Origin of the sequence: Paraburkholderia gardini (assembly GCF_907164575.1) — a bacterium.
In the GTDB taxonomy this organism is placed as follows: Bacteria; Pseudomonadota; Gammaproteobacteria; order Burkholderiales; family Burkholderiaceae; genus Paraburkholderia; species Paraburkholderia gardini.
Genome location: NZ_CAJQYY010000020.1, coordinates 1 through 16,583 on the forward strand (window position 1 = coordinate 1; position 16,583 = coordinate 16,583).

The window sequence follows — 16,583 nt, forward strand, 5'->3', positions numbered from 1 at the left end:
AACTTCCCGAACCGCCCGGTGCGGACCCGCATGCCGGGTGGTGTGGCAGGGGTACGGCCTCATGGCCGTCCCCTATGCCGATTTGTGCGACCGAATGCCGCGTTGGGCGCGTTCAGCGAGGTTATGGGTCGCGGTGATACGATAGCGCGATCGAGACACCTGCCTGTTGGAGCACGCTGTGAGCGCAATCGTGACCTTGATGCTGACGACGGCGCCCGACGCGGAATCGGCGGATAAACTCGCGTCGGGCGTGCTGAACGCGCGCCTCGCCGCGTGCGTGACGCAACTTGGCGCGGTGCGCTCCAGCTACCACTGGCAGAACTCGATCGAATCTGCCGAAGAGATCCAGTTGCTCTTCAAGACGAGCGTCGCGAGGGCGCTGGAACTCGAGCAATACATTCAAACTCATCATCCGTACGACATCCCCGAAATCCTTTCGTGGCAAGTCACTGCATCGGCGGCTTACGGTCAATGGGTCAATGCTGAAACTCAACGCACTCTACATGTTTAACTGTTCCAACCGACTCGCGCGCGGTCCGTTGCGCGCCGTCGCCATGTCGTTGCTATTGCTGTTCGTCGTGGCATTTGGACGGCCGGCTGTCGCCGCGGACGATTTCCTCGATCCCGACGTGGCCTTCAAATTCAGCGCCACCGAACAGCCCGGCGAAGTCGACGTGCACTACAAGGTCGCCGATGGTTACTACATGTACCGCGAGCGCTTTGCGTTCTCGACCCGCAACGGTACAGCCAGTCTCGGCGAACCTGTTTACCCCGCGGGCCACGTCAAGTTCGATGAGACATTCCAGAAGAACGTCGAAACGTATCGGGGCGATTTGACGATCCGCGTTCCCGTGAAGTCAGCGGCAAGCGGGTTCGACATTGCGGTGACGTCGCAGGGATGTGCCGACGCCGGCATCTGCTATCCGCCAATGGAGCGCGTCTATCACGTGAAAGGTGCGGCCCTGCAGGCGGCGGGCACAGGTGGTGCGGCGGGAGGCGCTACGGCGGGGGCGGGGGCCTCCCAGCCTTCGCAGCAGGTCCAGGGCAGTGAGACGTCGTGGTACGAGCGGGCGACCAGCGCCGACTACGCAGCGTCACTGCTTCAGGGCGGCGGCTTTTTCACGATCGTCGGCCTGTATTTTGTTGCGGGCGTTGTGTTGAGCCTGTTGCCGTGTTCGTATCCGATGATCCCGATTCTGTCGGCGATCATCATTGGTGAGGGCGCGCGGGTGACGCGGGCGCGCGGATTCTCGCTGTCGCTGGCGTATGTGGTCGGTATGGCGCTCGTCTATACCGCGCTGGGCATCGCTGCGGCGCTCGTCGGGCAGGGCCTCGGCGCGTGGCTTCAGAACCCGTGGGTGCTCGGCGCATTTGGCGTCCTGCTGGCTGTCTTCGCCCTGACGTTGATCGCCGGTTTCGATATCGCGTTGCCGCAGCGCTGGCAGAACGGCGCCACACGTGTTTCGCAAGGCCCTTCCGGTGGCAAATTCGCCGCCGTGGCAGGCATGGGCGCGCTGTCCGCACTGGTGGTGGGCGCGTGCATGACGGCACCGCTCTTCGCCGTTCTCGCGTTTATCGCGCACACGGGCAACGCGCTGCTGGGTGGCGCCGCGCTGTTTTCGATGGGAATCGGCCTCGGCGTGCCGCTGCTGATCATCGGTCTTGGCGCCGGAACACTGCTGCCTCGCGCGGGCGTGTGGATGGATGGCGTGAAGGTGTTTTTCGGGGTCGTATTGCTGGCGGCCGCCTTATGGATCGTCTGGCCGGTGCTCGACGCCAGCATACAGATGTTGCTGGGTGCGCTCTGGTTGTTGATCGCCGCAGCTGCGCTGGGGCTGTTCACGCCGGCTGCGGGTGGCAATTCGGTGTGGCGTCGGCTTGGCCGCGGCGTGGGCGCGGCGTTGACAATCTGGGCTGCCGTCTTGCTGGTGGGGCTCGCAGCCGGATCGACCGATCCGTTGCGTCCGCTCGCGGTGCTTGCAGCGCGCGGCGGCGCACCGGTTGCGGGTGCCGCCGCAGGCCAGTTGGCATTCGCACCTGTACGGTCATCGGAGCAGCTGGATCAGGCAGTCAAAACCGCTGCCCAGCCCGCGATGCTCGATTTCTATGCCGATTGGTGTGTCAGTTGCAAGGAGATGGAGAAGTTCACGTTCAGCGACCCGCGCGTCCATGCGAGGCTACAGCAGCTCAATCTGCTGCGCGCCGACGTGACTGCCAACAATCCCGACGACCAGACGCTGCTCAAGCGCTTCAAGCTGTTCGGCCCGCCCGGGATCATCTTCTTCGATCAAGGTGGTAACGAAGTGCTGCGAGTCGTCGGCTATGAGTCGGCGGACGTGTTCCTGCGCAGTCTGGAGCGTGCCGCGGCAGCGAAGTCGTAGCGAATCCATGCGACGCGGGGACGCGGGCGCGTGCGTCGGCAAGATTAGCGAGGCGTGTCGCCGATGCAACCGCGCTACATCCATAACCGCCGGCACCCGTCATCCAGGCTGAAAGGCTAAAAAAAAGCGCTTCGCAGCCGCGAAGCGCTTTTTACATACATGAAGGCCGCTCCAGTGCAGCTGAAACCGCCTACTTCTGCGACCTCAAGATCCGCGCCGCATCGAGCGCGAAGTACGTCAGCACGCCATCTGCACCGGCGCGTCTGAACGCCAGCAGCGATTCCATCATCGCCTTGTCGTGATCGAGCCAGCCGTTTTGCGCCGCCGCCTTCAGCATCGCGTACTCGCCGCTCACCTGATACACGTATGTCGGAAACCGGAACTCGTCTTTCACGCGACGCACGATGTCGAGATACGGCATCCCAGGCTTCACCATCACCATGTCCGCGCCTTCCTCGATGTCCATGCGCACTTCGCGCAGAGCTTCGTCGGAATTCGCCGGGTCCATCTGATACTGCATCTTGTTGCTCTTGCCGAGGTTCGTCGCCGAACCGACGGCATCGCGGAACGGGCCGTAGAACGCCGAAGCGAACTTCGCTGCGTACGCCATGATCCGCGTATGGATGTGATCCTCGCTCTCGAGCATTTCGCGGATCGCGCCGATCCGGCCGTCCATCATGTCCGACGGCGCGACGATGTCGACACCCGCCTCGGCCTGCGCGCGGGCCTGCTCCAGCAGGATTTCGACCGTCTGGTCGTTGATCACGTAACCCGTTTCGTCGAGCACGCCGTCCTGCCCGTGGCTCGTGTACGGATCGAGCGCGACGTCGGCCAGCACGCCAAGATCGGGGAAACGCTTCTTCAGTTCGCGGATCGCGCGCGGAATCAGCCCGGCTGCGTTCGTCGCCTCGCGCCCGTCGGGCGTCTTCAACGAGGGTTCGATCGCCGGGAACAGCGAGATCACAGGCACGCCGAGCTCGACACACTGTTCAGCGACGCCCATCAGCAAATCCACCGAAACACGCTCGACGCCAGGCATCGACGCTACGGCTTGCCGCACGTTTGTGCCTTCGACGACGAAAACCGGGTAGATCAGATCATTGGTGGTGAGAATGTTTTCGCGCATCAGACGGCGCGAAAAGTCGTCACGGCGCATGCGGCGCGGACGGTGATGCGGATAGAAGCTCATGTCAGTATCGTGCGTGGAGAATATCGAAAAATGCCTGCCCACGGCGTTGCCAAACCTTTTTGAGACAATGGTATATCATACCGATCGAGCAAGGCGCCATGCGCTGACCTCCCCGCTTCTCCTCCCTGAGCGGGTGCCTGTCGTTTTTCGATTAGGCTGTTTGACCCGCCGTCTCTAGCGGCGGGTTTTTTTATGGGCGGCCGAAACGTGGGCGGGCCAATACGGTACGGCTTACGCCGCCGGGGCTTCGCCTTCGCTCGCGGCTGGAATCAGCCAGCTTTCGAGCAGTACGTGTGCTTCATCCAGCCCGACGCGCTTGAGCGCCGAAAAAAGTTGCACGGTCAATTCACCCTGGTAACCCGCTGCACGGTACTCGGCGAGCCCTTTCTGAGTCGAACGCAAGGCGTTGACGCTTTCCTGGCGCGTCAATTTGTCGCACTTCGTGAGCAGCGTGTGGATCGGCTTGCCGGTGGGCGCAAACCATTCGATCATCCGCCGATCCAGATCGGTGAGCGGACGGCGCGAATCCATCATCAGGATCATGCCGCGCAGCTGCGCGCGCGACTGCAGGTACGACGACAGCAGCGCTTCCCAGTGGGCCTTCGCGGCGCCCGGCACTTCGGCGTAGCCGTAGCCCGGCAGGTCGACGAGATGCGCGACGGGCTCGTCAGCGGGGCCCACGGAGAAGTAGTTGATATGCTGCGTGCGCCCGGGTGTCTTGCTGGCGAAGGCCAGCCGCTTCTGGTTGCACAGCAGGTTGATCGCGGTCGACTTCCCTGCATTGGAGCGCCCGGCAAAGGCGACTTCGGGTTGAGACGTGGCCGGCAGATCACGCAGGTGATTCACTGTCGTGAAAAAACGGGCTTGGTGTAGCAGGAAGGACATGGGGGAACCAGGATGTGAGACGCCCGGTAGCCCGGAGTGGGGACGGGACAAGCCCGACTGGCGTCTTCGCGATTAGCGAGTTATTGTACAATACGGCGGTTTACTGAAGACCGGCGAGGCAAGGAGCGTGCCTTACAGGCAATGGCCTCGACAGTAAAGAATCGCAGTAAAAGCATCACCGTCGTATTTTGCAGAACCTCTAATTCCCACAAGACGAAACAGGGTGTGCGAATGAATCGACTGTTCAAGTCTCTGATGGTGCTTCAAGTTGCGGCAGGTCTTTCAGGTTGGGTGGTCGAGGCAAGAGCAGCGGATCCGGCAAAGCCGGACGTGAATCGGGGGCAGGCAATTGCAGCGCAGGTTTGCGCTTCGTGCCACGGTGCGGACGGCAATAGTGCTGGCGGCGCATATCCGAAGCTGGCTGGTCAACACCCCGAGTACCTCGTCAAGCAGCTCAAGGATTTCAAGACGCAGCCCGGTGCAAAGCAGCCGGCGCGTAACAATGCGATCATGGCGGGCATGGCTGCCGCCCTGTCCGATCAGGACATGATCAACGTAGCCGCGTATTTCGCGACGCAGGTGCCAAAGCCCGGCTACGCGCATAACAAGAACACGGTGCCGCTCGGGCAGAAGATTTATCGCGGTGGAATTGCCGACAAGGGCATTCCAGCGTGCGCGAGCTGCCACGGTCCGACAGGCCAGGGCATTCCGTCGCAGTATCCACGTCTGTCGGGGCAGTGGGCGGATTACATCGTGGCGCAGCTGACCGCGTTCACGCAGGGGCCTGGCGCTCGCAACAACAACGAGGCGATGCACACCATCGCGAACCGTTTGTCGGATAGCGAGATCAAGGCAGTAGCGGATTACATCGCGGGTCTGCATTAACAAGCGGCCCGCTTGCAGGTACAGCCGGCCCGTCGAGGCCGGTGAAAAACAAGAAAAGGGTGGGGGCATCGTCTCGTGGCGATCGCCCTTCACCCTTTTTTGCTGTTCAGTCGGAGTATGAATGAGCGTTACCACATCGGGTCTGGAGTTGAAGTCGGGTCAGCGCGCGACGCGTCGTGCGGTCGAGTTGCTGAGTTCGATGCGCTTTGCGATCGCACTGCTCGTCGTCCTGTCGATCGCGAGCATCATCGGTACGGTCCTCACGCAGGACGATCCGTATCCCAATTACGTCAACCAGTTCGGCCCGTTCTGGGCAGACATCTTCCGCTCGCTGAGTCTGTACACCGTGTACAGCGCGTGGTGGTTCATGCTGATCCTCGGCTTTCTGATCGTATCGATCTCGCTGTGCGTGATCCGCAACGCGCCGAAGATGATCGCCGACATGAAGAGCTGGAAGGACAAGGTCCGCGAAGGCAGCCTGCGGGCGTTCCATCACAAGGGCGAATTCGCCGTGCATGGCACGCGCGCGCAGACCGCCGCGCTGCTCGCGAAACTGTCCGGCAAGCTCGGCTACAAATTCGTTGTGCGCGAGACCGAAGGCGCGACGCTGATCGCAGCCAAGCGCGGTGCGATGACGAAGCTCGGCTACATCTCCGCGCACGTTGCCATTGTCGTGATCTGTATCGGCGGACTGCTCGACAGCAATCTGCCGATCAAGCTGCAGATGTGGCTCTTCGACAAGACGCCGATCCGCAGCAATACCGTCATCAACGACATTCCAGAAGAGCATCGGCTCTCGCAGTCGAATCCGACGTTCCGCGGTTATGCGTGGGTGCCGGAAGGCCAGCATGTGTCGACGGCGATCCTGAACCAGCCAGACGGCTCGCTCATTCAGGATCTGCCGTTCTCGATCGAGCTGAAGAAGTTCATCGTCGATTACTACTCGACCGGCATGCCGAAGCTCTTCGCGAGCGATATCGTCGTGATCGACCACAAGACGGGCGCACGGGTGCCGGCGCGGGTCGAGGTGAACAAACCGTTTGAATACGATGGCGTGTCGATCTTCCAGTCGAGCTTCCAGGACGGCGGCTCGCAGATGCAGATGACCGCGTTCCCGATGACCGGCGATACCACGAAGACCACGCCGTTCGGCGGACCGATTGGGGGCACGGCACCACTCACGGCGTCGATTCCGGGGGCGGATGGCGAAACGATCGAATTTACAGATTTCCGCGCGATCAACGTCGAAAACACATCGAACGGCAACGGTGCGACAGATGCGCGCGGCGTCGCCGCGCACCGCTCGCTCAAGGAAGCGTTCGACGAGCGTCTCGGTTCTGGCGCGAAGACGTCGAAGCCGGTCAATCTGCATAACGTCGGCCCGTCGGTCCAGTACAAGGTGCGTGGCAAGGACGGTCAGGCGCGCGAGTACAACAACTACATGCTGCCCGTCGACGTAAACGGCGAGCGCATGTTCCTCGCCGGCATGCGTCTGAATCCTGACGATCCGTTCCGCTACCTGCGCATTCCCGCCGACGCCGGCGGCACGGTCAAGGAGTGGATGAACCTGCGCGCGGCGCTCGAAAACCCGGCCATCCGTTCGGAAGCCGCGCATCGCTTCGCGCTGCGTTCGGTGCCCGGCTCGAATCAGGAACTGCAGCAGCATCTTGAAGAAAGCGCATCGCGCGTCCTGACCCTCTTTTCAGGTGCGGACGACGCGAACGGCAAGGCGCCGAACGGACAGGTGATCGGTGGCTTCCAGGCGATCGCCGGCTTTATCGATCATTCCGTGCCGAAAAGCGAGCAGGAAAAGGCCGCGGGGCTGCTGTTGCGCATGCTGGAAGGCTCGATGTGGGACGTGTGGCAACTTTCCCGCGAACAGGCCGGCGAAGCCGACGTCAAGGCCGATGCGAACAACAGCCGTTTCGTACAAAGCGCGATCAATGCGCTTTCGGACAGCTTTCTGTACGGATCGCCGGTCTATCTGCAGCTTGATTCGTTCAAGCAGATCCAGGCTTCAGTATTCCAGCTCGCGCGCGCGCCCGGCAAAAAAGTCGTGTATCTTGGCAGCCTGCTCCTCGTATTGGGCATCTTCTCGATGTTCTACGTCCGTGAACGGCGCCTGTGGTTCTGGCTCAAAGATACTGAGCACGGCGTGAATGTCGTGATGGCAATGTCGAGCGCCCGCAAAACTCTCGATTTCGAGAAGGAATTTGCCCAGACGCGCGACTCAGTCGGCGCCGTGCTGGGCGTCAAACCCACCGATGCATCCGACGCCGCCGGCTCTTCCGGCGCGCGCAAGTCGGCAGGCTCACAGGATTCGACCCGGTAAGATCATGGACTTGTCTCAGGTTTCCCCCTCCTCCTCGCGCAAGCATGCGCCCGCCAATCCAGCGTTCGACGCCGCGCTCTTCGACGAGCGACCGTTCCTGAAGCGCCTCGGCGCCGTAGACTGGCTGTTTGCGCTGGCGATGGTCGCGGGCGCGGGGTTCGCGCTGTCGCGCTATCACCCGTTCATGAACTACTACGACAAACTGGTGCTGGTATGCGCGGTGCCGGTTTTCGTCGTCCTCGGCTGGCGCTGGAAGCCGGCGCGGCTGCTGATCGCGGCTATTGCCGTGCTGTCGCTGTTCTCGATCCAGCTCTATCACGGCGATCTGACCCGTGCCGACAGTGCGTTCCTCCTCAAGTATTTCCTGTCGAGCCAGTCGGCCATCCTGTGGATGAGCGCGCTCTTCGTGCTCGCCACCCTGTTCTACTGGATTGGCCTTTTGTCGCGCTCGCCGACAGGCGCCGCGATCGGCTCGAAGATGACCTGGGCCGCTGTCCTGATGGGCTTCGTGGGACTGATGGTGCGGTGGTACGAGTCGTATCTGATCGGCGCGGATGTCGGCCATATTCCCATCTCGAACCTGTACGAAGTGTTCGTGCTGTTCAGCCTGATCACGGCGCTCTTCTATCTGTATTACGAAAAGCACTACAACACGCGCGCGCTCGGTGCGTTCGTGCTGCTCGTGATCAGCGCGGCCGTCGGCTTTCTGATGTGGTATTCGATCGCGCGCGATGCGCAGCAGATCCAGCCGCTCGTGCCGGCGCTGCAAAGCTGGTGGATGAAGATTCACGTGCCGGCGAATTTCATCGGCTACGGCAGCTTTGCGCTGTCCGCGATGGTTGGCGTCGCGTATCTGGCGAAAGAGCGCGGCGTGCTGGCTGACCGTCTGCCGCCGCTCGAAGTGCTCGACGACCTGATGTACAAGTCGATTGCCGTCGGCTTCGCGTTCTTCACGATCGCCACGATCCTCGGCGCGCTGTGGGCGGCGCAGGCATGGGGCGGCTACTGGAGCTGGGACCCGAAGGAAACCTGGGCGCTGATCGTCTGGCTGAACTACGCTGCCTGGCTGCATATGCGCCTGATGAAGGGGCTGCGGGGTGCGATCGCAGCCTGGTGGGCGCTGACGGGCCTGCTGGTCACGACGTTCGCCTTCCTCGGCGTGAACATGTTCCTGTCCGGACTGCATAGTTACGGAAAGCTGTAAGATTTCCGGATTTCTGCCGACTGAATAACCGCCGGATGCTCCGCACCGGCGGTTTTTTTATGGCGATACGGAATTTTCGCGAACCCGGACTGTTTGTCTGAGTAGTGCATATGCAGGCCAGGTCGAACGATCAGGAACGTGGCCCGCACGGCCATTGAGGAGCAGCACATGTGGATCAAGCGAAGCGACAGAATTCAGCTCAGCGGTGACGACATCCCGCGCAGTGAAATCACGCCGCGCCGGATATTCGAGAACCGGCGGCGCGTGTTGCAGGCGGCTGGAGTGGCTGCGATGGGCGGCCTGATCGGCGTCAGCGGCGAAGCGCTGGCGGCATTCGCAGCGCCCGACAGCAAGGCGCAGAAGCTCAAGGTCATGACGAACGCAAAGTTCGTCGTGCCCGACAAGGTCACGCCGTTCAAGGACATCACGACGTACAACAATTTCTACGAATTCGGCACCGACAAGAGCGATCCTGCGCGCAACGCGGGAACGTTGCGGCCACGTCCGTGGCGTGTGAGCGTGGAAGGCGAGGTGAAGAACGCGAAGGTCTACGATATCGACGAACTGCTGAAGCTCGCGCCGCTCGAAGAGCGCGTGTACCGGCTGCGCTGCGTCGAGGGCTGGTCGATGGTGATTCCGTGGATCGGCGTGCCGCTCGCCGAGCTGATCAGGCGCGCGCAGCCGACCGGGAACGCGAAATACGTGGAGTTCGTTTCGCTGGCTGATCCGTCGCAGATGCCGGGCCTGTCGACGCCGATCCTCGACTGGCCGTATTCCGAAGGGCTGCGCATGGACGAAGCGATGAATCCGCTGACGCTTCTGACGATGGGCGTCTACGGTGAAGTGCTGCCCAATCAGAACGGCGCGCCGGTGCGCGTCATCGTGCCGTGGAAGTACGGTTTCAAGAGCGCGAAGTCGCTGGTGAAGATCCGTTTCGTCGACACGCAACCGAAGACCAGCTGGAACACGTACGCGCCAAAGGAATACGGTTTCTATTCGAACGTGAATCCGAACGTCGACCATCCGCGCTGGAGCCAGGCGACCGAGCGGCGTATCGGTGAAGACGGCTTCTTCCAGCCGAAGCGCAAGACGCTGATGTTCAACGGTTACGGCGACCAGGTTGCGTCGCTGTATCAGGGCATGGACCTCAGGAAGAACTTCTGAGCATCGACGACATGGCTTCCGACATGCAGGGTATTTCACCCGATTCCCCGACGCGACGCAGCCGCGCCCCGGTTCCGGCTTCTTCGGCTTCGGGCGCGACGCGCAGGCCGGCTGTCGCGGCGGGAAATCGCTGGATCGTGCCCGCGAAGATCGCTGTTTTTATCGCGGCGTGGTATCCGCTTGCGCGGATCGTGCTCTTCGGGTTCACGGACCGGCTGGGCGCCAATCCGATCGAGTTCATCACACGCTCGACGGGCCTGTGGACGCTCGTGTTTCTGTGCATCACGCTGGCCGTGACGCCGCTGCGCCGGCTGACGGGTATGAACGCACTGCTGCGCTTTCGGCGCATGCTCGGCCTCTATGCGTTTTTCTACGGTGCACTGCATTTCACGACCTACATCTGGTTCGACAAGTGGTTCGACGTCGCGGAGATCCTGAAGGACATCGGCAAGCGACCGTTTATCACTGTCGGTTTTGCTGCGTTCGTGCTGCTGATTCCACTGGCGGTCACGTCGCCGAAAGCGATGGTGCGCAAGCTCGGACGTCGCTGGCAGACACTGCATCGCGCGATCTATGCGATTGCCGCGCTCGCGATCCTGCATTTCTGGTGGATGAAGGCGGGCAAGCACGACCTGCTGCTGCCGAAGATTTACGGCGCAATCGTGATCGCGCTGCTCGGCTGGCGCCTCTTCGTGTGGCTGCGGGAGCGGTTCACAAAACAGGAAGTCCCACGACGCCGCTAAATGAATGGCGTGAACGAAAAAAAATCGATGTCCGCCAAGGTATCGATTTTTTTATGGACGACAGATAGATGCAGACGCGCGGACGCGATCAGTCCTGCAGCAGCGACTCGCCCGCGAAGAGCGCTGTCACTTCCTCACGGGCACGCGCGACGTGCACCTTGTCGCCGTCGACCATCACTTCGGCCGCGCGAGGACGTGTGTTGTAGTTCGAACTCATCGCAAAGCCGTAGGCGCCGGCGGAGCGGATCACTAGCAGATCGCCGGGTTCGACGGCAAGTTGCCGGTCGCGGCCGAGCCAGTCGCCGCTTTCGCAGACCGGGCCGACGACGTCGTACACCTGAACCGGCTGGCCGTCGCGCTGTACGGCGGCTTCGATCCGGTGGAACGCTTCGTACATCGCCGGACGTGCCAGATCGTTCATCGCCGCATCGACGATCGCGAAGTTCTTTTCCGCGCCCGGCTTCAGGAATTCGATGCGCGTGAGCAGCACGCCCGCGTTGCCGACCAGCGAGCGGCCGGGTTCGAAATACACTTCGCGATGACCATGACCGCGTTGCTCGATGCGATCGAGCAGCGTGCGCACGAAGTCGCCGATATCCGGCGGCGTTTCGTCGTCGTAGACGATGCCGAGGCCGCCGCCCACATCGACGTGACGGATCGTCATGCCGTCCGATTCGATCTGCTCGACGAGGTCGAGAAGCTTGTCGATTGCGTCGAGATACGGTGCGATTTCGGCGATCTGTGAGCCGATGTGGCAGTCGATGCCGACCACCTCGAGGTTCGGCATCGCCGCGGCGGCGCGATACGTGGCGCGCGCGTCTTCGAATGCCACTCCGAATTTGTTCGACTTGAGACCGGTGGAAATGTACGGATGTGTTTTCGCGTCGACGTCCGGGTTCACGCGCAGCGACACGGGCGCCTTTTTACCCATCGACCCGGCTACCTCGTTGAGGCGATCGAGTTCAGGAATCGATTCGACGTTGAAGCATTTCACGCCGGCCGTGAGTGCTTCGCGCATTTCGGCGGCGCTTTTGCCGACGCCCGAAAACACCACGTTCGCAGCCTTGCCACCCGCCGCGAGCACGCGGGCGAGTTCGCCGCCGGACACGATGTCGAAGCCCGCGCCGAGGCGTGCGAATACGTTGAGCACGGCGAGATTGCTGTTCGCTTTCACCGCGACGTGAACCTTCGCGCGGCGTCCGGTGCATGCGCTGGTATACGCGTTCCACGTTCCGGTGAGCGCGGCGCGGGAATAGACGTAAAGCGGCGTGCCGAACTGCTCGGCGAGCGAAACGACGGAGACGCCCTCGGCGTGGAGTACGCCATCGACGTAGGCAAATGCGGATGAAGTCATGCGAGAGTCTTATTGATCGGAAGAGGTGCCGGAAGCCGGAAGCGCTTTTGCTGGCGACGAACCCGTACCGGGTGCCGTGCGAAGCTCGCTATCCGGCGACAGCGAAAGCGGAGTCCCCGAGGTATCAGGTACGGTGCCGGCCACACCCTTCGACGCCGACATGTCGCTCGAAGCGGTTTCTGCGTCAGGACGGACTTCGTCGGGTGACGGCGGTTGCGTCTGCTCGTTGGGTTTTGCCGGCAATGGCGGTACTGTAGGCAAGTAGAGCGCGCCGCGCTGGCCGCATCCGCCGAGTACCGCGCCTGCGAAAATGGCTAAAGCCGCTACAATCGCGCGGGGCGCCGCCGCGCTCATCCTGAATGCGACTCGCATGACTGTCCCTGAATGATTAATCGCTGGAGTTTAGCATGTCCGACAGTGAATACCTGACCCGCGCGGAGGCCGTTCTGGCCGCTGTGGAGCGCGCCATCGACGACACCGATGTCGATATCGAATTCGAACGAAGCGGCAATGTTTTGACGCTCGAATTCGAGAACAAGACGAAGATCATCGTGAATCTTCAGCCGCCGATGCGCGAAATCTGGATCGCCGCGAAAGCGGGCGGATTCCATTTCCGCTTCACCGACAACGCGTGGCGCGATACGCGCAACGGCACTGAATTTTTCTCCGCGCTGTCGGACTACGCGACGCAGCAGGCGGGCGAGACGGTAACGTTCCAGCCCTGAGCGTTCGATGCGGCAAATGAAAAAGCCGCCGCACCTTTCGGTGCTGGCGGCATCCAGAAGAACACGCTGACGGCGGTGAATGACCGGACGCAATCGCCCGCGTCAATGTCTCTTGAACAGGTTCATGATGTCCTGCTTTTCCTGTTCACCCACCTGCTCGGGTGCGGCGGCCGATGCGCCACTCGCTTCATCGAGCGTCGCCTGACTCACGCCTACCGTCGAAACAAATCCGTGTCCGGGCGTGAAGTCGTCGAAGTACAGTTCGTCGCCGATCGATACCACGTCTTCCGGCATCGGCATCTTGTATTCGGGCACGCCTTTTAGCGCGCGGCCCATGTAGTCGACCCATACCGGCAACGCGAGGCCGCCGCCCGTTTCCTTGTCGCCGAGACTGCGTGGATTGTCGTAGCCGATCCATGCGATCGCGGTCAGCGTGTGCTGGTAGCCGGCGAACCATGCGTCGCGTGAATCGTTCGTGGTCCCCGTCTTGCCGGCGAGATCGGTGCGCTTCAGGACGTTTGTTTTCGCGCCCGTGCCGCGCTGCGCGACGCTCAGGAGCAGGCTGTTCATCACGTAAGCGTTGCGCGGATCGATGGCATGCGGCGCGCTTTGCCCCGCGACGAGCGGCTGGGCGTGCGCCACCACCACGCCGCGCTGATCGGTCACTTCTGCGATCAGATACGGATTGATCCGGTATCCGCCGTTCGCAAACACCGAAAAACCGCCGGCCATCTGCAATGGCGTCACGAGCCCGGCGCCGAGCGCCATCGGCAGATAGGCCGGATGACGATCCGCGTCGAAACCGAAACGCGTGATGTACTGCTGCGCGTACTTTGTGCCGATGTGGTTCAGGATGCGGATCGACACGAGGTTCTTCGATTTCTGCAGCGCGGTGCGCATGGTCATCGGCCCGTCGAAGCCGCCGCCGTAGTTCTTCGGCTCCCACGCCTGGCCACCGGTTTCGGCGGCGGTGAAGAAAAGCGGTGCGTCGTTGATGATCGTCGCCGGCCCCAGCCCTTTTTCGAGCGAAGCCGAATAGATGAACGGCTTGAAGCTCGACCCCGGCTGACGCCATGCCTGCGTCACGTGATTGAACTTGTTCTTGTTGAAGTCGAAACCGCCGACCAGCGCGCGGATCGCGCCATCCTGCGGAACGACCGACACGAATGCGCCTTCGACCTGTGGCAACTGCGTGATCGACCAGCTGTCGTCTTCGTTTCTCACGACGCGGATGATGGCGCCAGGGCGCACACGCTGGTTCGGCTGCGCGCGCGTGCCGAGCGCAAACGAAGCGAAGCGCAGGTTGTCGCCCTGAATCGTGATCGAGTTGCCGTCGATGAGCGTGGCCTGCACCTGTTTCGGATTCGCCGACGTGACGACCGCCGCGATGATTTCGCCATTGTCCGGATGCTCGATCAATGCGTCTTCGATGGCCTGTTCGCGGTCGTCGGCGTCCGATGGCAGTTCGATGAACGCTTCCGGCCCGCGATAACCGTGGCGCCGCTCATAGTCCATCAGCCCTTTGCGAAGGGCGTGATACGCGAGGTCCTGATCGGCCGAATCGATTGTGGTCACCACGTTGAAGCCACGCGTGTACGCTTCCTCGCGATACTGCGCGTACATCATCTGCCGCACCATTTCCGCGACGTATTCCGCGTGCACGCTGAATTCCCTGCCGGCGCCCTTCACGATGAGCGGTTGCCTTGCCGCGGCGTCGTACTGTTCCTGGGTGATGTAGTGCAATTCCAGCATGCGCGTGAGGATGTATTCCTGCCGCACCTTGGCGCGCTTCGGATTGACGACCGGGTTATACGCTGACGGCGCTTTCGGCAGCCCTGCGAGCATCGCCGATTCGGCGAGCGACAGGTCTTTCAGATCCTTGCCGAAATAGACGCGCGCCGCGCTCGCGAACCCGTACGCACGCTGACCGAGATAGATCTGATTCATGTACACCTCGAGAATCTGATCTTTCGTGAGTTTCGACTCGATCTTGTAGGCGAGCAGCATCTCGTAAATCTTGCGCGTGTATGTCTTCTCGCTCGACAGAAAGAAGTTGCGCGCGACCTGCATCGTGATCGTGCTTGCGCCCTGCGTGGCGTGGCCGTTCGACAGCGCGACGAAGCCCGCCCGCGCGATGCCCGCGAGATCGACGCCGCCGTGATCGTAGAAGCGCGCGTCTTCGATGGCGAGCACCGCTTTCTTCAGACTATCCGGCACATCCTGAATGTGCACGATGTCGCGCCGCTCCTCACCGAACTCACCGATCAGCACATGGTCGGCCGTGTAGATGCGCAACGGCACCTTGGGCCGGTAATCGGTCAGTGCGTCGAGCGAAGGCAGGTTAGGTGTTGCAACGACGAGTGCATAGCCCAGCACGAGCCCGGCGCTCACGATGCCTGCAATGATGAGCCCCACGAAGCCGAGGATGATCGTGAGCCAAAGCGGACGTTTGCGCTTTGGCGGGACAGGCGGCGGGGACGCAGGCGACGAAGATTGCATATGAATACCAGAAAAACAGTCCCGCGATTATAGCTGCCCGAACCGTAAGCTTTCGACGTGCTTACGCCCGGACAGCGCGCCGCGCAGGGGATGATCTAACTGTAGCCGTTTTGCCTGCGCGCGGGGCATGCGCGAGGCCACGTTAGCCATCCGGCCGAGTATCGCGTGAGGTGGCCGCTGAGCAGAATTCTTCCTGTCGTCGCGTCCGAATGGTTCGGCACGCGATTCTGAAAGGAGGCGTCATGGCACTCAGAAATACGTGGATGCCGGTGGTGCGCCGTTTTGCAGCGGGCATCGATATCGGTCAGCAGGAAATCAGGCTCGTCGCGTTGAGCCAGCGTGCGGGAAGCGACAGTTCCGTGCGGCTCGAGTTCATCGCTGTCGAGCCGTTATTCGCGGGCGCACTGGCGGGCGCGGAGATCGTCAATCGCGCGGCGGTGGGTACAGCGCTACGTGCGCTCTTTGCACAACTGCCGCGGGATATCAGGTCGCATCTGTTCCGGTGCGCGATGGCCATGCCCGCGTCGGCCACGATGACAACCTCGGTGCCCATGGCGAACCTTGCTGCGCCCCATCGTTCCTTCGTGGGCGATCACGCGCTCGCCGCGCTTGAGCCGGCCGTCATGGCTGAAGCGGAGCGCGTCGCGGGTATCGAACGGCATGCGCTCGCGGTCGACTGGTTCATCGACGATTCGCCGCAGCGCAGTGGCTGCGTGACCATCGCGGCAACCACGAGAACACACCTCGAAGCGCGCATGGAATGCGCGGCGGCCGCGGGCATCACGCTCACCGCGATCGATGGCGAACCGCACGCCGCATTGCGGGCGATGCGTCATGCGGCTTCGCTCGAACTCGACGAGTCCGATGCTTACGCGGCGATCTGGGTCGGCGACGAAGGCGTGTACGGCTGGCGTGTCGCTGACGAATCGGTCGTCGCGGAAATGCACTATCCCGCGCCCGAACATGCCGATCTTGTCGAGGCGCTTCGCGATCTTGCAGGCGAAGGCGTGAGATGTGCGGTCCTGAGCGGCCAGGTCGAACTGCTCCAGAGCATTGGGTTTACGGCCGCTGATCTGGGCGACGTGCTCGGCTGCATGATGCTTCCGTTCGAATGTGTGCCGCCAGGCGACGACACCCTTCCGCTTCGTGACGATCTGCTGCATGAGCCCGCATTTGCCGTTGCATTCGGTCTCGCGTTGCGCGGACTCATGGAGTGATGCGC

14 protein-coding genes are annotated in these 16,583 nt (G+C 62.1%); 9 read left to right on the forward strand and 5 right to left on the reverse strand.

Annotated features, from left to right (window positions below):
* The first annotated feature begins 199 nt into the window (after nt 1–199).
* Both cutA and dsbD read left to right on the forward strand, forming a co-directional pair.
* Complete coding sequence (gene cutA / locus LPA34_RS17095; RefSeq protein ID WP_228980498.1) at nt 200–511, forward strand: divalent-cation tolerance protein CutA; 312 nt, start codon at nt 200–202, stop codon at nt 509–511.
* Nucleotides 504–2,381 (forward strand): protein-disulfide reductase DsbD, encoded by a 1,878-nt coding sequence (gene dsbD / locus LPA34_RS17100; RefSeq protein WP_228980244.1) that lies wholly within the window; start codon nt 504–506, stop codon nt 2,379–2,381. The genes cutA and dsbD overlap by 8 nt, the downstream gene beginning before the upstream one ends.
* Before the next feature lie 190 nt (nt 2,382–2,571).
* Here dsbD and hemB read toward each other — a convergent pair whose 3' ends face one another.
* Together hemB and yihA are read right to left on the reverse strand one after the other, a co-directional pair.
* Complete coding sequence (hemB, locus tag LPA34_RS17105; protein WP_228980245.1) at nt 2,572–3,570, reverse strand: porphobilinogen synthase; 999 nt, start codon at nt 3,568–3,570, stop codon at nt 2,572–2,574.
* A gap of 231 nt (nt 3,571–3,801) precedes the next feature.
* Nucleotides 3,802–4,455 (reverse strand): ribosome biogenesis GTP-binding protein YihA/YsxC, encoded by a 654-nt coding sequence (gene yihA / locus LPA34_RS17110; RefSeq protein WP_228980247.1) that lies wholly within the window; start codon nt 4,453–4,455, stop codon nt 3,802–3,804.
* A gap of 231 nt (nt 4,456–4,686) precedes the next feature.
* On the opposite strand from yihA, the gene LPA34_RS17115 reads away from it, so the two are divergent.
* From LPA34_RS17115 to msrQ, 5 genes are all read left to right on the forward strand, one after another.
* Entirely contained in the window at nt 4,687–5,340 is a 654-nt protein-coding gene (locus LPA34_RS17115) for a c-type cytochrome (protein ID WP_228980249.1), read from the forward strand.
* Nucleotides 5,341–5,461: 121 nt separating this feature from the next.
* On the forward strand, nt 5,462–7,672 hold the full coding sequence (locus tag LPA34_RS17120) for a cytochrome c biogenesis protein ResB (protein WP_228980252.1): 2,211 nt from the start codon (nt 5,462–5,464) through the stop codon (nt 7,670–7,672).
* A gap of 4 nt (nt 7,673–7,676) precedes the next feature.
* Entirely contained in the window at nt 7,677–8,876 is a 1,200-nt protein-coding gene (ccsB, locus tag LPA34_RS17125) for a c-type cytochrome biogenesis protein CcsB (RefSeq protein ID WP_228980253.1), read from the forward strand.
* Between the two features lie 168 nt (nt 8,877–9,044).
* Nucleotides 9,045–10,040, forward strand: a complete 996-nt coding sequence (msrP, locus tag LPA34_RS17130; RefSeq protein WP_228980255.1) for a protein-methionine-sulfoxide reductase catalytic subunit MsrP — start codon at nt 9,045–9,047, stop codon at nt 10,038–10,040.
* A gap of 11 nt (nt 10,041–10,051) precedes the next feature.
* The gene (msrQ, locus tag LPA34_RS17135) at nt 10,052–10,783 is read left to right on the forward strand and encodes a protein-methionine-sulfoxide reductase heme-binding subunit MsrQ (RefSeq protein ID WP_228980257.1); all 732 of its coding nucleotides are present in this window, start codon (nt 10,052–10,054) and stop codon (nt 10,781–10,783) included.
* An 88-nt stretch (nt 10,784–10,871) separates the two neighbouring features.
* Here msrQ and lysA read toward each other — a convergent pair whose 3' ends face one another.
* Complete coding sequence (gene lysA, locus LPA34_RS17140; protein WP_228980259.1) at nt 10,872–12,137, reverse strand: diaminopimelate decarboxylase; 1,266 nt, start codon at nt 12,135–12,137, stop codon at nt 10,872–10,874.
* A 9-nt stretch (nt 12,138–12,146) separates the two neighbouring features.
* On the reverse strand, nt 12,147–12,509 hold the full coding sequence (gene lptM / locus LPA34_RS17145) for an LPS translocon maturation chaperone LptM (protein ID WP_228980262.1): 363 nt from the start codon (nt 12,507–12,509) through the stop codon (nt 12,147–12,149).
* A gap of 35 nt (nt 12,510–12,544) precedes the next feature.
* Here lptM and cyaY point away from each other — a divergent pair, with 35 nt between their 5' ends.
* Nucleotides 12,545–12,862 carry an iron donor protein CyaY gene (gene cyaY, locus LPA34_RS17150; protein ID WP_228980266.1) on the forward strand — a complete coding sequence of 106 codons (318 nt, stop codon included), beginning with the start codon at nt 12,545–12,547 and terminating at the stop codon, nt 12,860–12,862.
* A gap of 102 nt (nt 12,863–12,964) precedes the next feature.
* Here cyaY and LPA34_RS17155 read toward each other — a convergent pair whose 3' ends face one another.
* Complete coding sequence (locus tag LPA34_RS17155; RefSeq protein WP_228980268.1) at nt 12,965–15,361, reverse strand: penicillin-binding protein 1A; 2,397 nt, start codon at nt 15,359–15,361, stop codon at nt 12,965–12,967.
* 242 nt (nt 15,362–15,603) lie between these two features.
* Here LPA34_RS17155 and pilM point away from each other — a divergent pair, with 242 nt between their 5' ends.
* Nucleotides 15,604–16,578, forward strand: a complete 975-nt coding sequence (gene pilM / locus LPA34_RS17160; RefSeq protein WP_228980270.1) for a type IV pilus biogenesis protein PilM — start codon at nt 15,604–15,606, stop codon at nt 16,576–16,578.
* The last annotated feature ends 5 nt before the right edge of the window (nt 16,579–16,583 follow it).